The organism is Thermosipho sp. (in: thermotogales), assembly GCF_020054775.1.
Classification (GTDB): Bacteria; Thermotogota; Thermotogae; order Thermotogales; family Fervidobacteriaceae; genus Thermosipho; species Thermosipho africanus.
In genome coordinates, this window is sequence record NZ_JAIHAP010000104.1 from 1 (window position 1) to 5295 (window position 5295).

At 28.0% G+C, this 5295-nt stretch carries 8 protein-coding genes; all 8 read right to left on the reverse strand.

All coding sequences use genetic code 11. The features are described from left to right. A partial coding sequence (locus JG780_RS10575) for a transposase (protein ID WP_287570611.1) occupies window positions 1–135 on the reverse strand: 135 nt, incomplete at its 3' end. Window positions 136–513: 378 nt separating this feature from the next. Next, window positions 514–780: a hypothetical protein gene (locus JG780_RS10580; RefSeq protein WP_287570604.1), complete on the reverse strand. Its 267-nt coding sequence runs from the start codon at window positions 778–780 to the stop codon at window positions 514–516. 73 nt (window positions 781–853) lie between these two features. Beyond that, window positions 854–1711: a DMT family transporter gene (locus tag JG780_RS10585; RefSeq protein ID WP_287570605.1), complete on the reverse strand. Its 858-nt coding sequence runs from the start codon at window positions 1709–1711 to the stop codon at window positions 854–856. Between the two features lie 15 nt (window positions 1712–1726). Then, window positions 1727–2467, reverse strand: coding sequence for a class I SAM-dependent methyltransferase (locus JG780_RS10590; protein WP_287570606.1), 741 nt, complete (start codon window positions 2465–2467; stop codon window positions 1727–1729). Continuing rightward, window positions 2461–3375: a hypothetical protein gene (locus JG780_RS10595; protein ID WP_287570607.1), complete on the reverse strand. Its 915-nt coding sequence runs from the start codon at window positions 3373–3375 to the stop codon at window positions 2461–2463. Before JG780_RS10595 ends, JG780_RS10590 begins: the two co-directional genes overlap by 7 nt. 166 nt (window positions 3376–3541) lie before the next feature. Beyond that, on the reverse strand, window positions 3542–3730 hold the full coding sequence (locus JG780_RS10600) for a hypothetical protein (protein ID WP_287570608.1): 189 nt from the start codon (window positions 3728–3730) through the stop codon (window positions 3542–3544). A gap of 78 nt (window positions 3731–3808) precedes the next feature. After that, complete coding sequence (locus JG780_RS10605; RefSeq protein ID WP_287570609.1) at window positions 3809–4726, reverse strand: right-handed parallel beta-helix repeat-containing protein; 918 nt, start codon at window positions 4724–4726, stop codon at window positions 3809–3811. 11 nt (window positions 4727–4737) lie between these two features. Continuing rightward, window positions 4738–5088 (reverse strand): hypothetical protein, encoded by a 351-nt coding sequence (locus JG780_RS10610; RefSeq protein ID WP_287570610.1) that lies wholly within the window; start codon window positions 5086–5088, stop codon window positions 4738–4740. Window positions 5089–5295: the final 207 nt, after the last annotated feature.

The following is a 5295-nucleotide window of genomic DNA, read 5'->3' on the forward strand; positions in this document are numbered from 1 at the left end:
AAACTTATCCCTCCACTTGTAATACTGCCCTTGAGAAATACTATGCTTTCTGCAAATTTCAGCTATAGTTTTTTTACCTCTTAATCCTTCGAGTACAATAGCCATCTTTTCTTCAGCAGAAAGCTTCTTTCTCATATCTTTCACTCCCCTTCGTATATGATTATACTCTCTACTTTCTAACTGTCCAATCCTTCAGGGGAGCAGTATATCAATATAACCTATCTATTTGAAAAAAACTTCAATAACTCTATTTCTAATTTCCACCCCTCTGTAAAATAAGCTCAACACTAAACTTTTCAGAACGTCCCTGGAAAACTCAACTCTATAAATTGCAAGTTTTAAATGAATAATATCCCCAAACAACGGCATTTACTAAAGCTTCTTTAATTGTTTCAATTGAAATAATACAGCTGTCTTTTCTTTTTAATCCTTTTATTTCCCGCTTTTTTCAAGATGTTCTATGGCAAGTACAAAAAAATTTCATCTTCGAGAACTCCAACTATATCTTTTGTTTTAACTTTTATACAAAAAATTATTTTCCCACCTGAACCATTTGTAAACTTCAAATGCTTTAGATAAACATTTTTCATTTTTTGCCAAAAGCCTGGCGAAAACGGGGACTTGTATTTTGATAAAAAAATATAAAACTCCAGGTTTTAAAGTTAAGGCAATTGATACAACGCTGCTGGAAATGTGTTTAATGTGGCCTTTGCAGTAAGATTTCCTGAAACGGGGAACATAGAAAGAAAGCAGTTTATTTGCAAATGCTGCAGCTGCCATTTCCGTAACAAGATTAGGAGCACAATCTTCCATCTCTAATAGATTGGATGTCGAGAAATTTATTACAAAAAACTTAGTTTTCAGAACTTAGTTTTATTCTAGATTTATTTATTAAAACGTTCAACCTATATATCGAAAAAATTACAATTACTATCCCTATCCACTGCCTTGTTGTTATAACGTTGGGGAAAAATAACCTTGAAAGAAGCAGTGCAGTTATTGGATTTAAAGTTCTTACTATATTTGCAATCGAAAAATCTATCCCGCTTAAACTTTTATAGTAGAAATACAACCCTAAAAATGAACCTATAAATGCCGCTATAGAAAGAAAGAAAATTCCACGAAAACTAAATGAAATACTATTATTTCCATAAACAGTAAAGTAAAGAACACCAATAACCAGAAAAGTTATTACATTGTTTGCAAAAACCAAAAAATCTGCCTGTATTTTTGATAATTTTGCAATTGAATTACTCGTAGCAAAAAATAAAGCAGATGAAACAGCAAATATACCACCAATAAGATTTGGAATTTCCATTCTATATGAAGGCATAATAATTAATATAATTCCAAAAATATTAATTATTATCTGCAAAAGTACATTTACTGAAAGCTTTTCCTTAAATAAAAGTACGGAATACATTGAAGTAAAAATATAGTACGAAGTTCCAAGTACCATAGCTATTCCCGGATCAAGCTTCGAAAGACCAATAAACATAAAAAGAAGTCCCGCGGCATTAAACAATCCCACAAAAACAACATAAAAATTCATCCTCAACTTTCGGAATTTTTTCACAAAAAACAAAGAAAAAATACTTGCTATTAAAGCATTAATAATGGTAGCAAACATAGGATTAAATTCTTTGAGTGCAAACTTGTTAAAAATTGCCGTACTCCCCATTAATACTGCCGAAAGAATAGCATAAATCATTTTATCACTCCTATACTATTTTTTCGAAAATGTATACAAATAAAACCCACAATCTTTTATGATTTTCTTAAAAAGACTATCTAATATTTTTATCGCATAAAATCTTAAAGGTTTTTTCACACCAGGTACTAAAATAAAATCAAAAACTTTATATTTAATAACTGAAAACCCACAATTTTTAACTATATCTTTCATTTGCTTAGGTGTCAATTCTTTTTGGAAACCATACATCCAATTTCTAAAACTTTGCTGCAAAATTCTATCAACTACTCCAAAAGATATTTTATTTGGAACCATTATTACCGCTATACCTCCTGGTTTTAAAACTCTATACATTTCTTTTACAGCTCTTTTCATGTCTTCTTTTAACTTATAATGCTCTATTACTCCTAATGATAATACAATATCACAATAATTATCCTGGATCGGTATATCTGTTGCAGTTCCAAGTTTTAACACAATTTTATTTTTGTACAACCCCTTTGCTTTTTCTATAGCGCTTTTTGAAATATCAATACCAATTAACTCCCTACAGTTAAGCTGTTCCCCAACAAATTTTAAAACTCTACAATCACCACAGCCTATTTCGGCAATCTTTTCAAATCTATTTTCTTTAAATTCCCTCTTTATGTATTCAACTATCTGCAACCCTTTTATTTTTGAAATATAATCTCTTACCCTTTCATCTGAATAAGTGTTACTTGTATTCCAAACTTTATTCCAAATCATTTCAAAGTTATATTTTTTGTTTAACATTTTATCTTACTCTCATCATATACTTTTTCAATCTCTTTTACATTCAAAAAGACACCTGTACCGCTATCTATTTTTTCTCCATATACGTTTAAAACATCTCCCACTTCATACTCTCCTTTATTACCACCATGATATATGACAATTACTATCTTTTGACCTGTCCTGATAATTTTCCCCAAAAGTACAGTTGGTGTATATATGGAATGTATGTTATCTATAACTTCTATTTCACAATTTACTTTGCCCAAATTTATATACCTTGTTGAAAATATTTTAGGTATATCTTCAATATTTTTGTAAGCAAAGTGGCAGCAAAATATTTTTTCTTTGAAATAAACCCTAAGTGGTGTTTTCTTTCCCCTATCAAACACTTCCATTTCTTTTTTAGAAGAAAGAGCTGTAATTTTTCTAAATATCTCCATATTCCTTTCTAAATCAAATCTAAATAAAACATCTATGTCACTTTTCTCTTTCCTCAACCCCACCTGATACGATCCAACCATCCCTATATTGTCATATTCTTTTTCATATATCCCCACTAATTTTAAAAAATTTTTTAAATACAAAAACTCCTGAGGATAATTTTTGGAAAATTGTTTAAATGTATAAAATGGATCATAAAACTTTTTTATTTCATTTTTATCAATTACCATTTTATGTTTGACAAAATACGCTCTAATATGTTTTCTACCAAATTGTTTAATAAACTCCAATTGTTCTTCAAAGCTACGCCAGCTTCCATCTTTTTTTCGTATTACTTTTACATACCTATTCCCCTCAATTTCCACATCTCCGTCAGGATGTTGTAAATATATATAATTACATATAACCTTATCTTCCGGATGCCACCAACCTTCCACACTACAGATGTCACCATCTTTTGTCATAAATAACTGCATATCAATCATTAAAATTCACCCCCCACATATTTTTTGAATTACTACATACATTTACATTATATCAAAAAAATATAAACGTAATATTTTGTTAACTATTTCGATAAAAATATATCAAAAACATATTTTCACATTTTTAACATTTTTTTATTATAGCTTTCTACAGAGCTATATCGAATTAAATGAGTATTTGTAAGTCAACTAACAAAAAAACTGAAAAATTTCTAATTGCAAAAGCTTTTCTAAAACTTTCATCTGATTTTCTTTTAATCTTTTCATTAGAAACCTCCAGAATAACTTTCCAAAAACTTCTATTTTTACCATAAAACCTATGAAGATTATATTGTATAAATTTCTGATATATCAAAGATTTCGAAAATTTTATTATTATACAAAAAAGTTCCGGTATTGTTAGGCAATACCGGAATATGAAATATTTAACAAATTACTCATTATCCCAAAAGTGATTTGAAAAATTATTTTTTATCAATAAAGATTTTGAAACATTGGAATAGCCCTTTAAAACTCCTGTGAATTTTTTTGTTTTTGGACAACTACTGCAATCTTTTGATAACAATTCTAAATCCTGATTATTTTCATCAAAATAATTATTTATCAAAGAAACGCTGGAATTATTTGCAGCTACAATTGCTTGAACATTTAACTTAAATTTATTATTTATTATATTTTGATTTCCAGAAAGTATCATTAAACTTATTTCATTTTCAGAAAAATTAGAATTAAATATATAACTTTCTTTATTTTCCAGAACAAATGCTTTTTTCATTCCTGAAATGTCAATATTATTTGCAATAATAGTGGTGTTATATGATCCTAAAATTCCCACACTACTAAAAGTTAATGATACATTTTTCCCTGAAACTTTTCTATATTTTTTATCTAAAATCTTAACCATTTCAAGTTTCATATAGCTTTCATTTTTTTCATCACTAACTGAAACTAATCCTATTCCATTATTCAATTCTATTGTAACGTTCTTTAAATAAACAGAAGAATTTAAAATTCCAATTCCAACCACGTTCGATGCACTTATTTTTATATTTTCCAATGTAACTGTAGCACTTTCCAAATATATCACAGGTTTTTCGTTAAAAATATTTTCTGTATTTTTATCGTCAATAAATGATATTTCTCCAGATTCTCCCATACTAATAAATTTCAATTCCTTACCTATAACTTCAACTTTTTCATTAAAAGAATTATTCAAGATTATAATATCTCCATCTTTTGCAGCATCAATTACTCTTTGAAGATCATTTTCAGCTACATATGTTTCAGAAAATGCTAAACTAGTAAACAAGAATACAATCAAAAATAATCCCCATTTTTTCAAACTTTTCATAAATTCACCCCCTAATTCCCATTACAAGGATAAATTGTTACAGTATCATATTTTATACATAGTCTTCTTTCTGGTTTCCAACATATTCCTAAACATCCAGATTTACATGCCAATTTACCCCAAAAGTTTCCTATCGCATCGCAAAACAACGCACAAACTCCAAAACAATTCTGATTCAAATATCCTTCCGAATCCTCCCACTCTACACAAATAGCATATGTAACAGGTTCTGTTATGCTCTCATCACATTCTCTAAAAATACCTACACTATCATTTAGTAAACTACTATAAACATTAAAATTAGCAGAAACCCCCAAAGTCCCTACTAAAATAATCAACAACAAAAAGTATACCTTTTTCATCTTTTCATCCCAAATGTTAATAATAAAATTCTAAAATATAACTAAATATTTAATATCACATTTTACATTTTAACAAAAAAAATTATAAGATTGTCAAATTAATAATTTGTTAAAAATACAAAAAAACAAAATACACATCATAAAACAATACTTTTATATAATTTTATAGCAATTAATGTTATTATGTTTCCAGCAAACTGTGGCATA

Coding starts and splice junctions, on each gene's coding strand:
- JG780_RS10580 (WP_287570604.1), bottom strand. CDS start 780: ATGGCAGCTGCAGCATTTGCAAATAAACTGCTTTCTTTCTATGTTCCC.
- JG780_RS10610 (WP_287570610.1), bottom strand. CDS start 5,088: ATGAAAAAGGTATACTTTTTGTTGTTGATTATTTTAGTAGGGACTTTG.
- JG780_RS10595 (WP_287570607.1), bottom strand. CDS start 3,375: ATGATTGATATGCAGTTATTTATGACAAAAGATGGTGACATCTGTAGT.
- JG780_RS10605 (WP_287570609.1), bottom strand. CDS start 4,726: ATGAAAAGTTTGAAAAAATGGGGATTATTTTTGATTGTATTCTTGTTT.
- JG780_RS10590 (WP_287570606.1), bottom strand. CDS start 2,467: ATGTTAAACAAAAAATATAACTTTGAAATGATTTGGAATAAAGTTTGG.
- JG780_RS10585 (WP_287570605.1), bottom strand. CDS start 1,711: ATGATTTATGCTATTCTTTCGGCAGTATTAATGGGGAGTACGGCAATT.